Source organism: Thermogemmatispora onikobensis, from assembly GCF_001748285.1.
GTDB classification, from domain to species: Bacteria; Chloroflexota; Ktedonobacteria; order Ktedonobacterales; family Ktedonobacteraceae; genus Thermogemmatispora; species Thermogemmatispora onikobensis.
The window spans coordinates 1-18,481 of record NZ_BDGT01000003.1; the positions used below are offsets into that span (position 1 = coordinate 1).

General features: G+C 61.9%; 12 protein-coding genes. 6 read left to right on the forward strand and 6 right to left on the reverse strand.

Translation table 11 applies throughout. The annotated features are described in order from the left end of the window. Window positions 1–1,888: TolB-like translocation protein (locus BGC09_RS22705; RefSeq protein ID WP_176728822.1), on the forward strand; the 1,888-nt coding region annotated here is incomplete at its 5' end. Window positions 1,889–2,049: 161 nt separating this feature from the next. Here BGC09_RS22705 and BGC09_RS02100 read toward each other — a convergent pair. The 4 genes from BGC09_RS02100 to BGC09_RS02115 all read right to left on the reverse strand — a co-directional run bounded on the left by BGC09_RS02100 (window position 2,050) and on the right by BGC09_RS02115 (window position 9,575). Then, the gene (locus BGC09_RS02100; protein ID WP_069801632.1) at window positions 2,050–2,829 is read right to left on the reverse strand and encodes a PHP domain-containing protein; all 780 of its coding nucleotides are present in this window, start codon (window positions 2,827–2,829) and stop codon (window positions 2,050–2,052) included. Between the two features lie 14 nt (window positions 2,830–2,843). Beyond that, window positions 2,844–4,067, reverse strand: coding sequence for an NAD(P)/FAD-dependent oxidoreductase (locus BGC09_RS02105; RefSeq protein ID WP_069801635.1), 1,224 nt, complete (start codon window positions 4,065–4,067; stop codon window positions 2,844–2,846). 5 nt (window positions 4,068–4,072) lie between these two features. Further along, window positions 4,073–4,795, reverse strand: coding sequence for an O-methyltransferase (locus BGC09_RS02110; RefSeq protein WP_218103929.1), 723 nt, complete (start codon window positions 4,793–4,795; stop codon window positions 4,073–4,075). A gap of 244 nt (window positions 4,796–5,039) precedes the next feature. Further along, window positions 5,040–9,575 carry a DUF6788 family protein gene (locus BGC09_RS02115; protein WP_069801636.1) on the reverse strand — a complete coding sequence of 1,512 codons (4,536 nt, stop codon included), beginning with the start codon at window positions 9,573–9,575 and terminating at the stop codon, window positions 5,040–5,042. Window positions 9,576–10,024: 449 nt separating this feature from the next. Here BGC09_RS02115 and recD2 point away from each other — a divergent pair, with 449 nt between their 5' ends. From recD2 to BGC09_RS02130, 3 genes are all read left to right on the forward strand, one after another. Further along, window positions 10,025–12,367 carry an SF1B family DNA helicase RecD2 gene (gene recD2 / locus BGC09_RS02120; protein WP_069801638.1) on the forward strand — a complete coding sequence of 781 codons (2,343 nt, stop codon included), beginning with the start codon at window positions 10,025–10,027 and terminating at the stop codon, window positions 12,365–12,367. Between the two features lie 237 nt (window positions 12,368–12,604). Beyond that, window positions 12,605–13,495: a sulfurtransferase gene (locus BGC09_RS02125; RefSeq protein WP_069801639.1), complete on the forward strand. Its 891-nt coding sequence runs from the start codon at window positions 12,605–12,607 to the stop codon at window positions 13,493–13,495. A gap of 231 nt (window positions 13,496–13,726) precedes the next feature. Beyond that, complete coding sequence (locus BGC09_RS02130) at window positions 13,727–14,152, forward strand: iron-sulfur cluster assembly scaffold protein (protein ID WP_069801641.1); 426 nt, start codon at window positions 13,727–13,729, stop codon at window positions 14,150–14,152. Window positions 14,153–14,280: 128 nt separating this feature from the next. Here BGC09_RS02130 and BGC09_RS02135 read toward each other — a convergent pair whose 3' ends face one another. Together BGC09_RS02135 and BGC09_RS02140 are read right to left on the reverse strand one after the other, a co-directional pair. Then, window positions 14,281–14,967 (reverse strand): uracil-DNA glycosylase family protein, encoded by a 687-nt coding sequence (locus tag BGC09_RS02135; RefSeq protein WP_176728823.1) that lies wholly within the window; start codon window positions 14,965–14,967, stop codon window positions 14,281–14,283. Next, on the reverse strand, window positions 14,957–15,592 hold the full coding sequence (locus tag BGC09_RS02140) for a flavin reductase family protein (protein ID WP_069801643.1): 636 nt from the start codon (window positions 15,590–15,592) through the stop codon (window positions 14,957–14,959). Before BGC09_RS02140 ends, BGC09_RS02135 begins: the two co-directional genes overlap by 11 nt. Window positions 15,593–15,939: 347 nt before the next feature. Between BGC09_RS02140 and BGC09_RS02145 the strand changes: the two genes are divergently transcribed. Then, on the forward strand, window positions 15,940–17,076 hold the full coding sequence (locus BGC09_RS02145; RefSeq protein WP_218103930.1) for a FecCD family ABC transporter permease: 1,137 nt from the start codon (window positions 15,940–15,942) through the stop codon (window positions 17,074–17,076). Beyond that, window positions 17,067–18,479 carry an ABC transporter ATP-binding protein gene (locus BGC09_RS02150; protein ID WP_069801645.1) on the forward strand — a complete coding sequence of 471 codons (1,413 nt, stop codon included), beginning with the start codon at window positions 17,067–17,069 and terminating at the stop codon, window positions 18,477–18,479. Before BGC09_RS02145 ends, BGC09_RS02150 begins: the two co-directional genes overlap by 10 nt. Window positions 18,480–18,481: the final 2 nt, after the last annotated feature.

An 18,481-nucleotide genomic window follows, 5' to 3' on the forward strand; every position in this document is an offset into this window, starting at 1 on the left:
CGATCTCGTCTATCATGAGACGGAGGGGAAGACGCGCCTCTTCCGTACCCTTGCCCACCCTGAGCCAATCTTTAGCTGCGACTGTACCCAGAGCAGCGCTGTCTGGACAACCGATGACAGCCACCTTTTGATCAATGCTGGCAGCGAGCTTTTCCTGGTAGATATGACCGGCAACAGTGAACCCGTCTATTCATCAGCACTACTACAGGATAGCACGCTTGCCTTCTATTACAACGATTTCCTGTTTTTTATCCACCAGGAAACCGCCAAAGAGGTGCTCTATCGCCTTGATTTGGCCAACGGGGAACTACGTTTGATTGCCTCTCGACCTCTGACCACGGATCAAGGTACTTCTACCCCTACAGTCAGCCAACGCGCTTCCTGGTTGCTTAGCCCCACTGGCTCAGCGATTTACTACAGCGTAGGCAGTGGCCCGGGGGCAACCATCTATATGGTCAACAGCGATGGAAGCAACCTGCACTCGCTCAATCGACATGGCATCCCGCTTGGCTTTGCCGAGGATAACCACTTGCTTTTCTTGCAGGAAGTTCAAGGGGCCTTTGCAGTGCGCAAGCTGGGCAACACTCCCCAGCAGGATCAGCTCGTGGTGGTCAACGCTGCCCCGGGGGCCAGAAGTATCCTGACCAACGGACTGGCCCTTGCTCCTTATGGCTGGGCTTTGCTGACGGAGGCCCTGTATCCAGATCACTCGCTGCGCCTCTGGGCCACAAACTTGACGACGCACGCCCAGAAGCTATTGCTCTCGCTGTCAGCCACCCAGGTCACTCAGCAGGGCACGCCACAACTGGTCGGCTGGGACCAGCTCCCTGTCAGCGATGAGACTACCCCCACTCCCTCTGCGGCCCAGATCCCGGGGAATACTCCTACCGACGATTGGAACGGCCTGGTGCTGGTCTCGGATGCCCAAAATGGGCAGGTGGTCGTCAGCAACTATAACTATGCCAGTGGGCAGCTGCAGCAGCTGCTCTCTGCTCTCCCTGCCCAGACGGAGATCGATGGGATCTCCCCCGACGGCAGCGCCCTGGCTTACCATGTCCCGAGCACCACTCAGACGGACTACTATGTCCTGGATCTGCGCGTGACGCCGCCTCTCATACGCGTCCACTATCATGTTCCTGGCAGTGGGGGAAACGCCATCTGGCTCAATGCTCAGACGCTACTGCTCAATACACCCTCCGCCCTGCTGCGGCTCAATATGCAGCGGTCGCAGCCCCAGGAGGTCATGGCCTCGCTGCCAGACGCGCGCCTGGCCTTCTACAGTGCACCGTACCTGTACTTCGTGCAGCGCCTCAATAACAGCCAGGAAGCGCTTTTCCGCCTGCCCCTGGGGGGAACATTTGAGGAGCGGCAGGCCATCACGCCACCGGTTCAGAGGGCCAGCACCGATTTCTGGCTGAGTCCCGACGGGCACGTCATTTACTATGCCGACTACCAGTCCACGGCCTCGGGCATCTACGCCGTTGACAGCGATGGATGGAACCGCCATCGTCTGCGTCCCTGGGGGGTCCCCATCGGCTACGCGGCAGATAATTCGCTGATGGTCATGCGCTATCGCCAGGGCACCTTTGAGGTGGTGAAGCTGGGTCTGACCCCAGCCCAGGACCAGGTGCTGCTGCAGGATGCTGCTCCTGGCGCGCGCACTCTCTGCGCAGATCGCAATGCTCCAGCAACGTCGGTCGATGCTACGCTGATCTGTCCCAACAATGTAGCGCTGGCTCCCTACGGCCATCACCTGGTCGTGCAGGCATACTATCCAGATGGGCATTCCACTCTGCTAGCCTATAATCTGGACAGTAACCAGCTGCTCTCTGCTCAGAATACCGCGACAAGCCGGCTGATCGGCTACAATCGCTATCCACCCGTCTGAGCCGACGAGGGAGCAAGCATCTCCTTCCGTCTACCTCTTGGGGAGGGCTGATTTCTGATCCGATCAACGGGGATCGGATCGCTCAGCTCTCCCCACCGACTGACGCCGGCTGGCTCTCCTCTCTGACACGCCAGGCGTTTTTCTTGTGTCCGCTTCTGCTTTTAGATTCGGTATTCCTCAGCGCTCATGTTGCGCCAGATGCGAACCCGTTGGATACCAGCCTCGCGCAGCAGCTGCTCACTGGCCTCGTGACTGTTGGCCAAACTCGACGGGTAATGAGCGTCCGAGCCAACGCTTACCGGCGTCCCTTGTAAGGCACAGGCCCGCACAAGACGGCGCACTAGCTGGGGATAGGTGGCAACGTCGAAGCCATTGACCTCCAGGGCCACATCACAACTCCTGGCTTCGGCAGCGAGCTGCTCCAGCTCCTCATCGATAGTGGCGGGCAGGTGCCGATTCTCAACGAACAACCTCACCGGATGGCTGACAACACTAAAGAAGCCCGAGCGCACAGCCTGACGCAGCAGCTCCATATAGCGCTGCCAGGCTCGCTCTGCCTGGGGTGGTTCCCCCCAGCCCTCTTCGTTCTCTAGCTGCTTCCCATCAATCTCATGAACGGAGCCAATGAGAAAATCCCAGGGATAGCCCTGCAGTAACTCACGGACTGCCTCAATTTTGCCAGGAATAAAATCAATCTCCAATCCCAGACGGACGTCAAATTGCAGGGCTTGTCTGGCCTCCTGCACGCTCTCAATATAGTCAACAAGGGCCATCTCCGGCCCTTCCAGTGGCATATGTGCAAGGAGCGGACGCACCTCGCGCATCTGAAACACGTGCTCAGAGAGACCCAGGACACGTAATCCTCGCTCTCTGGCCTCTCTCACCATCGCCTGGGCCGAACTACGGGAAACATGACTATGAAAGTCCGTATCGATCGTCATTGTCTCTCCTTCGCTTAAAGCAGCCGCGTCGCCGGGAGGAGGCGCCCCTCCCGGAAACGCTGGAGACTGAACTGCTCGATAGCGAGCGTGCTGCTTTTGCCAGTGGTCAGATAGTCGATCAGGAGCTGCGCCGCTAGCGGAGCGTGCATGAAGCCATGCCCGGAGAAACCAGAGGCGCAGAGGAAGCCCTCGACCTCGGTGGGACCCAGCACCGGATGCTCGTCTGGCGTCATTTCATAGAGGCCAGCCCAGGCACGCCGGAGACGGAGGCCCGCCAGCGCCGGAAAGCGGCGGGTACTGACGCGCTCAATCTGGGGCCAGACACGTGGATCAAGCGACAGGTCAAAAGCCGTCGCTGCCAGGGCACGGCTGGCCGCTTCTTCTTCGGGAGAAGGCTGATGGGGCAGCCCTAAGAGCAGGCCGCCATCGCGCCAGCGAAAATGGAAGCCGGTTGCCTGGTCCACAACCATCGGCAGCTCAGCTGGCAGTCCGGCAATCGCCTCACAGAGATAGAGCTGACGCCGCAAAGGATAGACGGGAAGATCATGGATTCCAACCAGGCGCGCCGTGAGGGCTGCATAGACGCCGGTGGCATTAATGACCAGAGGCGTGGCCAATGCTCCCTGGGGGGTCTGCACGGCCTGCACACGCCCCTGAGTGGTCCGAATGGCCACGACAGGACTCTGCTCGTAGACCACTACCCCTAGTCGACGGGCGGCGCCCATGAGAGCATGCGTCATGGCTGCCGGGTCCGTGTAGCCGTCGGTTGGGCAGAAGCTGGCGCCACGCAGATCGTCTGTGATCAGGTGGAGGCCAGGCCAGCGCCTCTCTACCTCTTGCGGCGTCAGCAGCTCGCTGGGAACGCCCAGTCGGCGCTGGAGCGCGACGTAGCCCTGCATGGCCTGCCAGCTTGCATCGTCGCTGACCAGGAAGAGGTAGCCATACTGGTAGAAAGGGGGAGGAGATGGAGAGGTGGGAACCACTTCGGCCTGCATCTCGGCTATGAACTGCCGATAGAAGCGCAGGCCCTCGCGCGCGAAGATAATATCCAGCTCATCGGCGAACTGTTGGCGTAGTCCCCCCGTGGCGCGCCCAATCGAGCCAGAGGCTACTGCCTCGCGTTCCAGCACAACTACCTCACCTATCCCACGCCGGGCAAGCTGATAGGCCAGAACTGCGCCCATGATCCCACCACCGATAATGGTGATCGCCGCCGTTCTGGTTGTGCTGCTTACCACAGCACTCACCCCTCGCGCACCAGGGTTACGGTGAAGCCATCGCGATAGCCTTCATCAATATTGAGGGCCAGCGAGAAGAGACGGGGATCGCTCGTAATGCGCTGACAATATTCGACAATGCCCGCTGTGACCTCGTCCACTGGCTCTCGGCTGAAGCGCCCATCGCGCAGGCAGTTATCGGCCACAATAATGGTGCCAGGATGGCTGAGCTGTAAGGCCCAGTCGAGGTAGCGAGGATAGGGCGGCTTGTCAGCGTCGATAAAGACCAGGTCAAACGGTCCTGCGCCTTCGTTGACGAGCGCGGGGAGCAGGTCCAAGGCCCGGCCAAGCCGGATCTCTACCCGTTCGCTGACCCCAGCGTGCTCAAAGACACGCCGCGCGACGCTCGCATGCTGGGGATTCATCTCCAGCGTGATCAGGCGCCCATCCGAAGGCAAAGCGCGCGCTAACCAGAGGCCGCTATAGCCCCCGAGCGTGCCTATCTCCAGGATGGTGCGCGCCCGAGAGATGAGCGCCAGGAACTGCAAAAGCTTGCCTTCGATCGGGGAAATATTGATCTGCGGCAGCCCGGCCTCGGCACTGGCCTGGAGAGCATAGCGCAGCGCCTCATCCTCCGGGGCAAAGACACGATTAATCTGCTCCTCAAGCTCATGCTGGATCTGCACTAAACGACGCAGACTCAGCAACTCTTCCTCAGCCGTTGGCTGTTGTTCACGAACTTCGCTCAAGTTGCTCCGCTCCTTTTATCTGGGCGAGGTCAGCCGCCGTCAGGTGAACCGGCGAGCCAACCACGCCCACGACAATAGCGCCTGGCTCTTCAGAGCAGCATCAGCGCGGCAGGCAGGCGGCGAGCGCCGAGGAAGCTTCCTGGCCGTGTTGACGCCTTCGCTCCTGACCCGCTCTCATTGTATGGTTGCTGGTCAGGCAGTGTCAACCTGCTCTCAGAGCACGAGCGAGCGAGCGATAGTGCGTTCAAGGCATGGCCCTGAGGGCAGCGGCCAGAAGAGGCAATGAGGGCCAGGTAGCCAGGAGGGTCTCGACCCATTGGAGATCGATCGCGGCCTGCGCCCGCCCAAAGAGGGCCTGGGCCTCTCTCAGGTAGGAATAGGCCCTTGCCAGCTCCTCCCTTCCGCTCTGCCTGGCGCTCAGCAGAGCCAGATGGACCCCATAGCTATGAAGGGTGCGAGCATAATCGAGGGTCAGCTCGCTTGCCTCGAAGATACGGGCAGCTTTTTCAAAATGGGCAGCTGCCGCCTCTGGCTCTTCCTGGACTGCCAGGATGCGAGCCAGCAGACGGTGAGCATGACCCAGAGTTAGACGGTTCTCCTGACGATCGGCGCTGGTGACCAGGTCCAGGGCCGCTTGTCCGGCGACTTCTAAGCGATCGAGGAGGAAAGCCACGCTGGCCTGGAGATAGCGCCCCTCTAAAGCTACCTCGGCATCCAGTCCCTCGTAGCGCAGCGCACGCTCTAAGGCCCGCTCGCCTCGCAAGAGCAGGCGGCGATAGGTACTGCGCCCGTGACAACCAGGCCCCCGGCGGTCCAGGCGCGCGCCAGCGGCAGAGAGCTGGCGCTGCGGCAGAGAGGCCAGACAGGCGGCGCTGGCCTGAGCCAGCCGCACCTCGGCCAGCACGATGCGCGCGTGGGCGACTGTGCGCGCGTGTCCGATCGCCCGGCCAGTCAGCAAGGAGCGCTGGACGCAGCGCAGGGCCTCATCGAGCTTGCCCGCGCTTTGCAGCGTTTCAGCCAGGGCAATATTGCACCAGGCCATGTGCTCGCGCTCCTGGGTCCGCTCGGCCAACGCGAGGCTGCGCCGGAAGCAGGCTTCAGCCTCGCGCAGATCACCGCAGCGACGGGCCAATTCGCCCAGGTTGCCCGTGACAAAGGCCATATTGGGGAGATCGCCCGTGCGCTCCGTCAACTCCAGTGCCCGTCGCATGTAAGCCCGCGCTGCCTGATGATCGGCTACCAGCGCATGGGCCGCGCCCAGATTACCACAGATTTGGGCCATCGCCATCAGACACTCATGCTGCTCGTAGATGGTCAAGGCCGTGTGCAGGTGCTTCAGCGCTTCGCTCGGATGGCCCAGTCGGGCGGCGATCACTCCGAGGGTCTCATGGGCATGACCCAGCTCCAGCGGGTCGCCGGCGATGGCGCGTTCGCTCAGGGTCGGCAGTTCCTGACTTGCAGCAACTGGCGCCGATCTCTGCTCCATTGCTCTCTCTAGCATGTCCAGCATCTGCTCAACCTGGCGGCGCGCTTCATCATAGTTGCCCTCCAGGGCCGAAAGGTTCCCTTCTTGCAAGAGCAGGCAGGCACTGGCCGGACTCTGCAAAGCGTCGGCCTCGCGCAGGGTGCGTTTCCCTTCTTCGAGGCAGTGGCGAGCCTGGGCGAAATCGCCGGTCCTGAGCCAGGCCAGGCTCATCTCTCGCCAGATGATGGCCTGAATCTGGGCTTCGCGCTGACGTCGCTGGCGTAGCTGCTCTCCATCTGGCCGCTCTGGTTGATGGTCCTCCCAGGTCTGTAACGAACGCTGGCGCAGAGCCAGAACGCGCGCATAGAGGCGGCGCGCCTCGCTGTAGTTTCCCTGCATCATGCAGCATTCGCAGACATGCTCTAAGAGGCGCGCGAAGTGAAGCAGTTCCTCCTCACCGGCACTGGGCAGAAGTTGATCGAGTGGGGGAACTGGATCAGCGTCGGCCTCGGGCGGCAGGTAGTCGACACTGATGAGGGCCTGGCGCTCCAAAGGAGGGGGAGGTGGCGCCCCGGCCAGGGCCAGCAGAGCCAGACGGTAATAGTATTGGGCTTCACCATAGGCAGCCAGCCGATAGGCCCGGTTGGCCGCGCGTTCAGCATAGCGGGCAATGCGGCTGCCATCGCTGGCCCCGCGGATTAGGTGATAGGTGACCGCCGCCGCCACTTCCTCCTCGCGCTGGGGATTCAGGGTCAGCAGGGCCTCCGCCGCCCGACGATGGAGCTGGATGCGGCGCATCACCGAGAGGCTCTGATAGAGGTGGCTTTCAATGAGCGGATGCCAGAAGTGATAGCTCACTTGCCTGCCGCTCTCTTCTTCAATCAGGAGGCCAGCACGCAGAGCCTCCTCCAGGAGATCCAGCACGTGCTCCTCTTGCGGATGAGGAAGCTGGCCGCTGTCCATGAAGAGCAAATGGCTGAATTCGAAAGGTGCGCCAAAGACCGCCGCTTTGCTTAGCAGCGTCTGGCAGGCCGCGCTGAGCTTGCTGAGCCGCCGATCCAGTACGGCGGCAATGGTCGCAGGGAGCGCAAGTCGGCTCTCTCCAGCGCCTGCCGCACTCTGCCCGGCTGCTGCCGCACCTCCTTCGCTGGCTTCGCGCTCCAGGTAACGCGCCAGTTCTTCGGCGAAGAAGGGGTTCCCATCGGCCTGGGTCTGGATACTGTGCACGAGACGGGTCGGCAAATGAGCAACAAGCTGCGCAATCTGCGCCGCTGTCAGTGGTTGGATCGGTAGGGTCAGGAGGACCTGCTCACGCTGGAGGTCGTTGATGAGGGTGCGCAGGGTATGGGTCGGCAACAGCTCCATGTCGCGGCAGGTCCCGAGAAGCAGAATCGGCTGCTCGCGCAGGTGGCGCGCGAGGTAGGTCAGCAGCTCCAGGCTGCTCTCATCGGCCCAATGAAGGTCATCGAGCACTAACAGGAGAGGTGTACGCCGACTGAGAGCCGAGAGCAGGCTATGCGTGGCCTCCCAAAGGTGCAGGCGCTCTTGTTCTACCGGCAGGGTCAGCGGCGCAACTCCAGGCTGCAGTAATTCGTGTAGTTCGGGCAGCAAGGTGCAGAGGCGTTGCAGGTGAGAGGTTGAGAGGCCGAGATCCATCAGGACCTGGGAGGTTGAGAGGGTCTGAGCGGCCAGCCGGCCCTGCAAGAGGGTACGCAGCAGCTCGACCCAGGGACAATAAGGAATGGCTCCTTCCTGCTCATAGGAGCGGCTCCAGACCACCTGCCAGCCCTGGCGCACCGCTTCGTCGCTCAACTCCTCGGCGAGGCGCGTTTTGCCTATGCCGGCCTCGCCAGTCAAGAGCAAGAAATGAGGAGACGAGAGCGAGGGCTCCGCTGTTGAGATCTGCTGACCAGTTGCTGGCGCTGCTTCAGCTCTCTCCTGGCTGCGTGAGCTGCCAGCGGACTTGACGGGGTCCAGACTGGAGAGGAGTTGGCGCATGACCGCTAATTCACGCTCGCGTCCGATCAGCGGCGTCCGTTTATGGCGTCCCGAAGGGAAGTGCGGATTGGTAACGGCACGCGTCGGCACAGTCGGACTGGAAAGACGAGCGGAAACGGGAGTCTGCGGAGTGTCGGAGCTGGCGCTGGCTCGAAGCGCCCCAGTAGCAGTAGCAGGTGAGTGGGGCAAAGCCGTAGCGGTTTCGGACCCTGTGAGAGTTGGCGAGGCAGTGCCCACAGCTACCAGTCCCAGCTCTCCGTTGCGGAGGGCTTCATAAAGACGGCGTGTCTCGGGCAGCGGCTCGCTGCCATACTCGCGTTCCAGCACCTCGGTCAGGCGCTGATAAGCCTGCAGGGCCTCGACACGACGATCCAGGCCCATCAGGACCATCATCAGCTGGCGCACCGCTGTCTCATGGGTGGGATCGCTCATCAGCAGCCGGTCGAGCGGCTCAATGGCGCTGGCCAGGGCCCCACGCCGGACTCGTAGCTCGGCGAGCTGCAGCAGTACCCCCATCCAGCGACGACGCAGCGCTTCGCGGCGCGGCTGGGCCCACTCCGAATAGAGTTCCTCAACCAGAAAGTCGCCGCGGTAGAGAGCCGCCGCCTCCTCCAGGAGGCGCTCGATCTGCCAGGGATCAGTAGAGTGCTCGGCTTGCCTGATCTTCTGCTCAAATTCGTCAGCATCAACCCAGATGACGCCTGCATCGGCTAGCTCCAGGACTTCATGCTGAAGGCGTAAGAGCGTCGAGGAGGCGGGACGCCGAATCTCTGGCTCGAGCAACAGGCGCAACTCGTGGACGGCACCGTTGAGACGATTGGCTGCTGTCTCGCTGTCGAGATCCGGGTCAGGCCAGAGCGCTTCCATGACCTGCTCCCGCCCCATGCGACGCAGGGGATGCGACAACAGGCAGCCCAAGAGGGCACGGGCCCGCCGCCGCTGCCAGCGCCGTCCATCGTCCTCAACCCAGCCGCTGCCGCTGCGCCGCTCTACTCGGAACTGCCCCAGCACATAAATGCGCAAGAGCGGTCTGGCTTCGCCACGCCCACTACGACGCTCACGCTCCCCTGCGACCAGCGCACGACCCCCCGCGGCAGCCGACGCCCGCCGCGCAGAGACAGAGACCGCCGATAGCCGCTGACCTGCCTGCTCCACCTCCGCTGGCAGCTGCGCCCCAATATACTTGCTCACGGTGCGCCCGTTCTCACTCCAGTAGGCATACCAGTAGGGGCCATGCCCAGCCCCCTCGCGGCATTTCCGGCAGCGCTGCTTGCCGCAGCGCGTATACTGCTGGCGATAGGTCACCTTGCTCTCCATTGAGTCCTTTCCCTCTGGCCCAGGCCGTTGGTCGAGGTCAATTGCATCGACGCGCTATCCTTGCCACACTACGAGCAGTGCTAGCAGCGTAGGCATAGTAACCAACAGGAAGAAGGAACATATTCGTAGCCTTTTTTGCTGACGCATCGGACTTCACAATGAGAGCTATCCCGTCATCAAGAAATATATACGAGTTCATTATAAGACGCCGACCGCCCTCATCAGTATTGGTTCCTTAACCAATAGCCCGATTGGACAGCCATCCTCGTGGGGAGGAAAGACTGCTCTCTCCGGGCCGCCGTTAGCGCCGTTGACAGGGCCACGGCGGCAGGCTAAGATAGAGAGGACATGCGGTGACTCACACCCTTGCTCACGTGCTCACACGCCTGCGCCACTACACCATCAACAGTCTCATAACAGTCTCATGATCAGACCTGGAAGCACCAGGTATGCCAACACTTGAAGGCTCTATTGAGAGCATCGTTTTTCATAACGAGGAAACACACTACACCGTTGCACGTTTTCGCCCCAGCATCAGCACTGGCCGAGGCTCGTCTCGCTCGTCTCGCGACGGCTTGCTGACGATCGTTGGGACCTTGCCGGGGGTACGCGCCGGCGAAGTGTTGACTGTGGAAGGTGTTTGGGAATATGATCCCCGCTACGGCCACCAGCTCCATGTGACGAGCTTTAGCCAGCGCCTGCCCACGAGTACTGAGGGCATCATTCGCTACCTCAGCTCCGGTTTGATTAAGGGCATCGGCCCCAAAAAAGCCCGCACGCTTGTCGAACACTTCGGCGAGCAGACGCTGGCCATTATTGAGCAGCAGCCCGAGCGCCTGGCCGAGGTACGCGGTCTTGGTGAGAAGGATCGCGCGCGCATTCTCGCCGCCTGGACTCAGCAGCAGGAGATGAAGGAGGTGCAGCTTTTTCTGCAGACTCATGAGATCTCACTGCACCTGGCCAATCGCATCTACCGGCAGTATGGGGGCGAGAGCGTCAAGGTGGTACGCGAGAATCCCTATCGACTGGTCCAGGATATCTATGGAATCGGTTTCCGTACGGCGGATGAGATTGCCAGCCGGCTGGGACTGCCACGCGACAGTCTGCCACGCCTGGTGACGGGCCTGACCTACGTGCTGGCGCAGGCAGCTAATGAGACCGGCCATTGCTATTTGCCGGAGAATGAGCTGCTGCTCCAGGCAGAGCGTATCTTGCAGGTCCCTCGGGCAGCACTTGAGCAGGCTCTGGAAGAGGGGCAGCGCGCAGGCGAGCTGTTTATTGAGCCGGCTCTACCTGATATAGAGAGTAGCACGCAGGAGGCCGCCGAGTACTCTCTCTTCCAGGACCTCGCTTCAGCTTCCACTCCTCTTGTTGCGTCAGAGAGCGCTTTACCCCCGGACCCACCAGCAGCCTCCACCGGTACGGCCCAGCGCCGTATCTACTATGGCCCGTTCTGGCACGCCGAACGCGGTTCCGCTCGCCTGCTCAAGCGACTGCTGCACACGCCCAGCCGCCTGCCGACAGTCTCTCCCGCTCTTTGGGAGCAGGTCTTTCATCATCTGGAGGTCAGGCGCCAGCTTCAGCTCACGGAGCGGCAGCGCGAGGCTGTGCAGACGGCTTTTACGCGCAAGGTGAGTATTCTGACGGGCGGCCCCGGGACAGGCAAGACGACGTCGCTGCGCGCGCTGTTGCTGCTCCTGCGCCGGCAGCGGGTGGAGGTGGCGCTGACGGCTCCTACCGGACGCGCCGCTAAGCGCCTCAGCGAGGCCACGGGACTGCCCGCCCAAACGCTCCATCGCTTGCTTGAGTATACCCCTCACGACGGGACGTATCAGCGTCACGAAGAACGCCCTCTGAGCTACCAGTTCGTCATTGTTGATGAGTGCTCGATGGTCGATATCCTTCTCTTCTACCATCTGCTCAAGGCTCTGCCGCCAGAGGCCCACCTGCTGCTCGTCGGCGACGCCGACCAGCTACCGTCGGTCGGACCGGGCAACGTGCTGCGCGATCTCTTGCGCAGCGAGGTCATTCCGACTACCCATCTGACCGAGCTGTTTCGCCAGGCCCGTCAGAGCCGCATCGTGGTGAGTGCCCACCGCGTGAATGCCGGCCTCTTACCGGTGGTCAAGAATGAGGAGGGCAGCGATTTCCTCTTTCTGCGCGAGAGCGAGCCGCAGCGGGCTCGCTCCCTGATCCTTGACCTGGTAGGGCGCCGTCTGCCAGGCCGTTATCATCTTCACCCACAGGCCGACATTCAGGTGCTTTCGCCGATGTACCGCGGGCCATTGGGCGTGATCAGTCTCAATGAGTCACTGCAACAGCGCCTGAATCCGCGCAGCGAAGGCGAGCTGCTGCTGGGCCGGCATCATCTGCGCATCGGCGATAAGGTGATGCAGGTGCGCAACGATTACGATAAAGGGGTCTTCAATGGTGATCTCGGCTGGATACGCCGCATCGATCACCAGGCGGCGACTGTGACAGTCGAATTTCAGGAGGAGGCCGGCCCCCTGCTGGTCGAGTACGAGTTTGCGGAGTTGGATGCCCTGACGCTGGCCTACGCGGTCACGATCCATAAGAGCCAGGGAAGCGAGTACCCGGCGGTGATTATTCCTCTCTTTTTGCAACATGCTCCGCTGTTGCAGAGGAATCTTCTCTATACGGCCATTACGCGCGCTCGACGGCTCTGTGTGTTGGTGGGGCAGCCCCAGGCCCTGGAGCTGGCCATCCGCAACGATCGTGTGGCTCAGCGCAATACTGCTCTGGCCGAGCGCCTGAAGGCTTTGCTAGCGTAGCGTCCCGTTTTCTCTCTAGTTATCCAAATAAGCGCTTGTACTTCAACAGCCCGAGCCTGGCTTGCCTTGGGTCTCGCCCTGCGGTAGAATAGAAAGCGAATTGACATAGTCAACTACCGCCTGGGGTGCGTGGGTCGCCCGTTCCGTGTGTGGGCGCCGGCGCGCACCAGGCTGGCAGCTCTCTTGTCACTGTGATTGTCAAGGCTTCCGTAATAATGGAGGAGGGAGGACGATCCTATGCCAGAGACAGAGGCCACAACGGCGGGCCAGGGCCAGAGCACGCCCGCTGGTTACGCTCATCCCGAGGTCCTGGTGGAAACGGACTGGGTGGCGGAGCATCTTAACGATCCCAATGTGCGTATCATCGAGGCCGATGAGGACGTGTTGCTCTACGAAACTGGTCATATTCCTGGCGCTGTCAAGCTGGACTGGCACGTCGATGTCCAGGACCCCGTGACGCGCGACTTTGTCGATCGCGAGGGTTTTGAGCGTCTGATGCGTCGTTGGGGCATTCGTAACGATACGACGGTAGTGCTCTATGGCGATCGCAACAACTGGTATGCCTGCTATAGCTTCTGGCTGTTCACGATGTATGGCCATAAGCATTTGAAGATTATGAACGGTGGGCGTCAGAAGTGGGAGGCCGAGGGGCGACCGCTGACGAAGGAGGTGCCCCATTACGAGCCGAGCGATTACCAGGCGCCGGAGCCGGACGAGTCGATTCGTGCTTTCCGCGAGGACGTGCTGGCTACTTTGCACAAACCCGGTTACGGTCTGGTTGACGTGCGTTCGCCGCAGGAGTATACCGGCGAGTTAATCCATATGGTAAACTATCCTCAGGAAGGGGCCCAGCGCGGTGGGCATATCCCCGGGGCGAAAAATATCCCCTGGTCGACGGCTGCCAACCCCGATGGGACCTTTAAGTCGGTGGAAGAGCTGCGGAAGCTCTACGGAGAGCAGGGGATTACGCCCGATAAGGATGTGATCACCTACTGCCGCATTGGGGAGCGCTCCGCCCATACCTGGTTTGTGTTGACCCAGCTGCTCGGCTATCCGCGCGTGCGTAACTATGATGGCTCCTGGACGGAGTGGGGCAATATGGTGCGCGCGCCGATCGAGAAGCCCTGACGGGAACTGGCCGCCTTGGCCTCAGCGGCGGCAGCTGATCTACTTTCCACCTGGACAGAGACAGTAGCCAGGATGGAACGGGACGGGGCCATCCGCCGGGCAGTGAGAGACGGGACGCCAGCCGCGGCTGCCCATCTTTGCAAGCGCGTTGGTTTGTCAGGCCGTGGTTGTTTGCCTCTGCTGCAGCGGTGGAGGCCCTGTTGCTTTTGTTGGAAAGTTTCGTGATGCCCTATGGATAGACAAGAAGCCATTGAGTTTCTCCTCGATCATTATGAGAACCCGCGCAACTATGGCCCTCTTGAGGAGGCCGATGTCAGCCTGAAGGGTGGCAATCCGGGCTGCGCCGATGTAATCACTATGTATGGGCGCTTCGACGAGCAGGGCCGCCTGGCACAAGTGCAGTGGGAGGGTGAGGGGTGTACCATTAGCCGCGCTGCTGCTTCCTACGTGACCGAGTTGACGCGCGGGATGACGGCGGAAGAGATCGAGAACCTGAGCTTCGAGGATCTGATCGAGGACCTGGGGCGCGAGGTGGTGATGACGCGCCCAACCTGCGCGACGCTGGCCCTGGGTACGCTGAAGCGCGGCGTGCATGAGTATCGCATGCGCAAGCTCTCGCAGCAAGACGATGCACCGCAACAAGCCCAAGAACAGTAACAGCCCTCGCAAGTGGCGGTCCGGTCGGCACATCTCCTGACCTGACTCACAGCTCTCCCGCGCGTCTCTAGCGATCAGGGAGTCTGACCGCGGCGAGGCCAGTTGCAGCAGGCCGGCAAGGCTGAGGACTATAGTCCTAGCTCGCGGCGCCAGTCGGCCAGGAGCGCCAGCGCGCGTTGAAGTTGCTCCCGATGCCGGGGTGTATTGAGCCAGCGGCTGACTCCCGAGGGATGAGGTAAGGGAAGCCAGCGTCGGGCATCCTCTACGCGCCCTGTCCCGATGATCTCTTCCAGTTTGACTTTGCCCCAGAAGGCTTCTATGGCCATGACGCCTACGAGCAGGATCACGCGGGGGCAGAGGAGGGACAGCTCGGCTTCGAGAAAAGGGCGGCACAGGGCCAGCTCCTGGGGCGAGGGACGGCGATCACCTTGCCCACGGGGAGCCGGTCCTGGGTAGCAGCGCGTGAGCGAGCTAAGATAGGCATGCTGATGCAGGTAGCCCGGGGGAAAGCCTGCCTGCTCTAGCCAGGATTGCAGGATGCGCCCGCCCGGGCCGCCAAAAGGAATGCCGCGCTGCTGCGAACGCAGTCCGGGCGCCTGCCCTATGACCATGAGGCCCCCGATGAGACCCTCGTGCAGCACTGGGCTGACCACGGGCAGGGCCTGTGCCAGATAGCCCTGATCCTGGCAGCGTCGGCAGATGCGCAAAGCCGCCTGCAGTCGCTGCAGCGCTTCAAGCCGCTGGAGGCGCTCCTGTTGCGGTTCTGCTGGCGGCCCCGCTTCCTCATGCTGAAGCGGATGGGATTCAGATAACATCGCTTGGCGCTGACAAGGGTGAGAGGCTCGGTTGAGCATAATCGTCCGCCAGATGGCGATAGCGGCCTCGATAATAGGCCAATGGCTGCTTGCCTCCAGACCGAGCAGGCTGCCCGCTGCCATCCTGAAGTGTTTCCCCGGAGACAGCCGGGCGTTCGTCGGCGGCAGCGGTCGCGTCGTCTGACGCAGGGTGGTCATCGGCCCCGAGGGCCACGACCTCGCCCAGCAGAATCGCGTGGTCGCCACCTGGATAGTCGGCGACCAGCCGCGCCTCAACAAAACCCAGGGTCCCTTCGAGCAGCGGCGCCCCGGTTATGCCCAGGTGATAAGGAGCATGGCAGAAATAGCGATAGCGCTCCTCTGAGGGGAGGGCAAAGCAACGGGCCAGCTCTTCCTGTCCCTCGCTCAAAATATTGATTGCAAAGATGCGGCTCTCGCGAATGGCCTGCAGCGTTCGGCTCTTAAGGTCGATGCAGACAAGGACCAGCGGCGGGTCCAGGGAGACAGAACAGAAGGCGTTGACTGTCAGCCCCACCAGGCCGGCGCTGCCCCTGGTCGTGACGACCGTTACTCCTGTGGCAAACTGCCCCAGGACGTGGCGAAAGAACTCTCTGTCGATAGACATTAACGGCTCGATCCCTCTTCTTCCTTCACCATCAGAAGCGAGCGAGGGAATAATGAGATCATCTGTGGCACACCGACACGGCCTTCGTCAGCGCCTCGTCGCACGCCCACTAGCAGCATCTTTCCCTCGCCTGCTTATGTGTAGTATCCGGGGCCTGTCGGCGCCTGACACTGGCCTTTCGGACAGAACTCCGTAGCAGAATCGTAGCATATGCGCCGCTTCTCTGCCAGCGACCAGGGACGAGAACAACTTTCCTGAGCGCCCGCCTTCCTTGACAGGTGAAGTTCTAGCGCGTATAGTTACAGCGAAAGCGATACACAGTAGCCTAGCGACAGCCCCCCGACGGAATGAAGATCGAGAGCAGAACGACCGCAGAATCGCCTGCAACAGCGACGACCACCGCTACGACCCTTGCTGACGCTAAGGCCGTGCATGTCAGACGCCGCCTGACTCCTTTCGTCTTTACAGCTCTCTCGCTTCTGTTGCCGCTCACGCTGCTGGCAGCGGTGAGTGCTGGCTCGACGGCCATTCCTTTTGCAACTGTCCTGCAGATCCTGCTCAACGGTAGCCACCTTTTGCATTTCCGAGAGAGCTGGGACCCGGCTCTGACCATCATTATTTGGGATTTACGCCTGCCGGAGGCGCTGGGGGCGGCCCTGGTAGGGGCCGGGCTGGCGGTGGCCGGGGTGCTCTTTCAGGGGATGCTGCGCAATCCCTTGGCTGATCCTTTCCTGATGGGGACCTCCTCGGGGGCCGCCCTGGGGGCGGTCATTGCCTTCATTCTGCCGCTCGATACAACCTACGGTCTCTTCTTCTCTCTGACGCCCTTGCTGGCGTTCAGCGGGGCGTTACTGACAGTGCTGCTGGTCTATGCCATTGCGCGCGTCGGGGGACGCACGCCGGTGGTAACGCTCTTGCTGGCCGGCGTTGTGATGAATGCGCTGCTGGTGGCCGTCCAGACCTTGATTCTGACGCTGAGTCCCCAGGCACAGTTTAATCTGCAGGCTCTCTTTAACTGGCTCTCGGGCGGGATTAGCGTCAATAGTTGGTGGCCGGTGGTGATCGTGGGTAGCCTTATTGTGGCAGGCATCGGTGGGGCATTGGTCTTGGGGCAGGTGCTGGATGCCTTTGCGCTGGGCGAGGAGGGAGCCGCCCACCTGGGCCTGCGGGTTGAGTGGTATAAGTTTTTGTTGATTATGCTCGGTTCGCTGTTGACGGCGGCGGCGGTCTCGATTAGCGGTTTGATCGGCTTTGTGGGTCTGGTCACACCGCATATGCTGCGCTTGCTGATTGGTCCGCGCCACCGCCCTTTGATCACGGCCTCGGCCCTGGGGGGAGCTTCTTTTTTGACGCTGGCCGATTTGCTGGCACGCACGGTGATTGCGCCGGCGGTCTTACCGGTTGGGGTCTTCACAGCCCTGATCGGGGCACCGTTTTTCCTCTATCTGCTGCGTCAGAGTAAGAAGGAGTATCGATGGTCGTGAATCTCAGGCCAGAGAGCAGGAAGGTGTCTGCTGCGGACGGCTTCCCCCTGTTGGAGGTGCGCCATGTGACCTTCGGCTACGGACAGCAGCCGGTTTTTTTTGATGTCTGTCTGCAGCTGGCGGCTGGTGAGATGGTGGGTTTGCTCGGCCCGAATGGCTCGGGCAAGACTACGCTGCTGCGCCTGCTGAGCGGAGTGCTGCGCCCAACGCAGGGGGAGATCTGGCTGCAGGGACGAGGGCTTGACCGCTGGCGACGGCGCGAGCTGGCGCGTGTGGTGGCGGTGGTGCCCCAGGAGTTGCACCTGCCTTTCGATTTTACAGTTGAGCAACTGGTGGCGCTGGGCCGCCTGCCCTTTGTCGGTTTGCTGGGCAGCTATGGGCCGCAGGACCGCGCTCGGATCGAGGAAGCGATGCAGGTGACCGGGGTCGCGGCTCTGGCGGAGCGGCCTTTCAATGAGCTAAGCGGCGGCGAACGGCAGCGCGTGCTGGTGGCAATGGCTCTGGCTCAGCAGCCCCGTTTGTTGCTGCTCGATGAGCCGACCTCCCATCTGGATATCAGATATCAGATCGAGGTGCTGGAGCTGGTGCAGCGGCTGAACCGTGAGCATGGGATGACGGTGCTGGCCGCAATGCACGACTTGAATCTGGCCGCCCGCTATTTTCCGCGTCTGGTGCTCTTCCAGCGCGGCGTTGTGGCGGATGGGACGCCGGCAGCGGTCCTGGAGCCGCGTTTGTTGAGCCGCGTCTACGGGATTGCGGTTCAGGTGGGGATTGTGCGCGGCACGGCCCATTTCAGTGTGGTGCCGCCGGGCAGTCGCGAGGCCCAGGAGGCCGAGGAGGAGATGAGGACCCAGGAGCCTCCCCCGCGGGTGTTCGTGATGGCCGGCGGCGGCTCTGGCGAAAGGGTGATGCGTGCTCTGGCAGATTGGCATATTCCTTTTCTGGCTGGGGTGCTCAATATTGGTGACAGCGATCATACGCTAGCCCTGCGCCTGGCAAGCCGCGTACTGACGGAGCAACCGTATGCCCCTCTCTCTCAGGCAGCGCTGGAGGAGCTGCGCGCCGCCCTGTCAACAGTCGAGACGCTGATTATTTGCCCAATGTACGTCGGACCCGGCAATGTGGCTTTGCTGCGCGAGGCTCTGTCAGTGGCTCGTCAAGGCCGCCAGGTGCTGCTGCTGGCTCCTGAAACAGTTGAGGCGGAACCCTCGGGTGCGATGCCGGCGCCCGGCAGCGAGCCGCAGGAGCTGCCAGCTCCAGCTCTGCTGGAGTGGACCGGAATGGCGGCGCGCGATTATACCGGCGGCGAGGCAACCCGGCTGGTTGAGCAGCTCCTGCAGAGTGGGGCGCATGTGATCAGCCACCCGACAGAGGTCCTGGAGCTGTGCGCTGTTCGAGCCTGAGT

Coding starts and splice junctions, on each gene's coding strand:
- BGC09_RS02100 (WP_069801632.1), bottom strand. CDS start 2,829: ATGACGATCGATACGGACTTTCATAGTCATGTTTCCCGTAGTTCGGCC.
- BGC09_RS02115 (WP_069801636.1), bottom strand. CDS start 9,575: ATGGAGAGCAAGGTGACCTATCGCCAGCAGTATACGCGCTGCGGCAAG.
- recD2 (WP_069801638.1), top strand. CDS start 10,025: ATGCCAACACTTGAAGGCTCTATTGAGAGCATCGTTTTTCATAACGAG.
- BGC09_RS02125 (WP_069801639.1), top strand. CDS start 12,605: ATGCCAGAGACAGAGGCCACAACGGCGGGCCAGGGCCAGAGCACGCCC.
- BGC09_RS02130 (WP_069801641.1), top strand. CDS start 13,727: ATGGATAGACAAGAAGCCATTGAGTTTCTCCTCGATCATTATGAGAAC.
- BGC09_RS02135 (WP_176728823.1), bottom strand. CDS start 14,967: ATGTTATCTGAATCCCATCCGCTTCAGCATGAGGAAGCGGGGCCGCCA.
- BGC09_RS02140 (WP_069801643.1), bottom strand. CDS start 15,592: ATGTCTATCGACAGAGAGTTCTTTCGCCACGTCCTGGGGCAGTTTGCC.
- BGC09_RS02145 (WP_218103930.1), top strand. CDS start 15,940: ATGAAGATCGAGAGCAGAACGACCGCAGAATCGCCTGCAACAGCGACG.
- BGC09_RS02150 (WP_069801645.1), top strand. CDS start 17,067: ATGGTCGTGAATCTCAGGCCAGAGAGCAGGAAGGTGTCTGCTGCGGAC.